This is a genomic window from Pseudomonas sp. (genome assembly GCF_026224925.1).
GTDB lineage: Bacteria > Pseudomonadota > Gammaproteobacteria > Pseudomonadales > Pseudomonadaceae > Aquipseudomonas.
Map to the genome: position 1 here is coordinate 1 of NZ_JAMFRV010000672.1, position 2869 is coordinate 2869.

The window sequence follows — 2869 nt, forward strand, 5'->3', positions numbered from 1 at the left end:
CACCAGCAACAGGGCCACCATGAGCAGCGTTGTCCCCGCGGGGCGGAGGATGAAGACGCGCGAGGGGCTCATGATGGTTAAGTCCCGGAACTGCTGGCAGGCTTGTTGTTTTGCGGCTGTTGGCCGGGAGGTGCGCCGGGACCATCGTTGGAGGTTGCGGAACTTGCGGCGGCATCCTTGGAAATCTTGACCTCGGCGCCGTCGCGCAATTGGTCGGTGCCGTCGACCACCACAACGTCACCAGCTTTGAGGCCTTTGGTCACCTGCATATGATCGCCGTCGGTAATGCCGGTGGTGATCACCTGCACATGCGCGGTTTGCTTGGGTTGCGAGTCTGAATTCTGGGTGCCGGAATTCTGGGTGGCGGAATTCTGATTGCCGGAATCTTGGTTCGTGGTGACGACATAAACGAAGGTGCCAGGGGCGCCATATTGCACAGCCCGCACCGGCACTTCGGGAACCTGATCGAGGGTTTTCAGGAGCAGCCGCGCGTTGACGAATTCATTGGGGAATAAAGCAAGGTTGCTGTTGGGGAAGGTAGCGCGCAGCTTCACCGTGCCGGTGGTGGTGTCGACCGTGTTGTCGAGCGTGGCGAGCGTGCCAGTGGCAACCACTTTGCTGTTGGTGCGGTCATAGGCCGAAACGCCAAGGTTGCCGCCATTCTGCATTTGTTCGGCAAGGGCGGGAATGTCATCTTCCGGCAGCACGAAAATCACCGAAATAGGCTGTAATTGGGTCACCACCACAAGGCCAGTGGCGCTGGAGGTCTGCACGTAATTGCCAGGGTCCACCAGCCGCAAACCGGCGCGGCCAGAGACTGGCGACACGATGTGGCAATAGGTGAGGTTGAGCTTGGCGCTATCGACCGCAGCCTGATCGTCTTTGACGGTGCCTTGATCCTGGGCGACCAGATACTCCTGATCGGTGACGGTCTGCTTCGCGATACTGTCCTGGCGGCTTAGCAGCAGGTAGCGGGCGAGATCGGATTTTGCCTGCCCAAGAGAGGCGGTGTCCTTGGCCAGAGCCCCCTGGGCTTGTTCAAGCGCGACCTGATAGGGCCTAGGATCGATCTGGGCCAGGAATTGGCCTTGCTTGACCAATTGCCCCTCCTGGAAGCCCACGGACATTAATTGCCCGCTGATCTGGGTCTGCACCGTAACGGTCGCCAATGGCGTTACCGTGCCAAGGCCGGTCAGCACCACATTCATGTTGCCGGTACTGACGCTGGCGACCCCCACGGGTGTGGCTGCGACCGGTGCGGGCGCTTTTTTGGACGGCCAGAAATGATAGACGAGAAAAACCACCAGCAGGATGGCGAGAAGGATCAGCAGCCAGCGTAACCAGGGCCGATGACGCTCGGGTGGCGCGAGCAGCAGTTGTTCGCCCGAATGGGGTGGAGGCAACAGCTTCTGCGGCGGCGATGAAGACGGTGCCTCTGCGCGGTTCCGTGGAACTGTATCACCGCCTGTAGGGTCCATCTGCATCTTCCTATCCGCTCGAAACCTGACGGGCTTGCTCAGTTCGGGACCGCCATCCGTTCACACGTCGCGCGCCACAGGCGGAGCCTGTGGCGACATCGTACTGATGTTAAGATCATCACCAAATGCGCGGCAGTGTGCGTCAATTTATCTCAAGAATTGCGCGTTTCGATGACGAAGCCCAACCAAAAGGTCCAGCGTGCGGCGCGCAGAAATAAATCGGGCCGGCCTTGATGGGTGAGGCCGGCCCTTCGATCACGGGACCGTGTTAGAACGGTGAATCTGCGATCTTCGCCGCCTGGGAATCGGACTTTGGCGGCATACCGCAGGCGAAGTTTCTGGCGTCGTTGCTGTCGCCGGAGCCGGAGTATTTTGCGATCTGCGGATAAGGGCATAACGGCCGCGCTTGAACAAAGCTTGCAGCCCGGCGGGCTCGACGGCATTGATGAGATGATCGGCAAGCTTGTCGGAACGGGCGACATCCTTGTCGAAATCCTCGGTGCGGTAATCCCAATTGGCATCCTGCAACAGCGAGCGAAAGACGATAGGTGCCCAATCATCATGGTTATTGTAGCGCACCGTGGGTCCGGTGAGCGCCACACCGAGCGGCCAGGGCGGATAAATCTGCGCACCGGTGCGCCGAGTGCGAGCGCCCCTCAAGATTTTATCGTAAGCTTCGAGCTGCGGCGCGGTGAGACAATCAGGCGCATCACCTTTTTTGCAGAGTAAAGTTTTGGCATCGAAATGGCAGCTCAGCGGGTCACTGATCAGGCCGTCCTTGACCCCGTCGTCACCGTCGTAATGCGCCACCGCCGTTTGATGGACCATCACCCATTTATCATCGCTAATGTAGACTTCTGGCGTTTTGCTGATCGCCAGATTATTCCAGATCGAACCAGTTTTCTTGAAAGAAAAAGAAGCCAAGTGCAATAAGGACCAGGCAGGAATTTGCTGAAATCAGCCATACCGACGCCTTGGAGCGGGCGCGGCATCATCGCGCGGGTTTCAGTCTTGAGGCCGGAGTCAGCGGGGGACCTTTCAGTTACACTGCCGACGAACAGCGGGCCGGGCAGGCAGGGTTGCAGCGATCAGGGTGCGGGTCCAATCCAACTGCGCCAGCGTCCCTGCCCGGCCGTCATGCGAACTGGGATGGCAGAATTTCCGGGTACGGGCCGATTTGGATGCGATCGGGCGGGTGACGCCGGAACTGCGTGCCGGGGCAACTATGGCTTAGCGGCGCGGTTGCCGCCACCGGCGTTATCCGATATGATCGTCTGACGAAAATGTCAGTTCGAACAATCGAACGGCGGTGGAGAAACGAACCATGTTGCCCAACCCGATTGAAACTGGGACGCCTGCGCTTGCCTCGGCAGAGCGCGGAAAAACCGGAG

2 protein-coding genes are annotated in these 2869 nt (G+C 59.4%); both read right to left on the minus strand.

Going from position 1 to position 2869, the window contains the following annotated elements; genetic code table 11:
- Window positions 1-77: 77 nt before the first annotated feature.
- On the minus strand, window positions 78-1484 hold the full coding sequence (locus M0974_RS28065) for an efflux RND transporter periplasmic adaptor subunit (protein ID WP_297844865.1): 1407 nt from the start codon (window positions 1482-1484) through the stop codon (window positions 78-80).
- Between the two features lie 249 nt (window positions 1485-1733).
- Complete coding sequence (locus tag M0974_RS28070) at window positions 1734-2402, minus strand: tannase/feruloyl esterase family alpha/beta hydrolase (protein ID WP_297844867.1); 669 nt, start codon at window positions 2400-2402, stop codon at window positions 1734-1736.
- Window positions 2403-2869 lie beyond the last annotated feature (467 nt).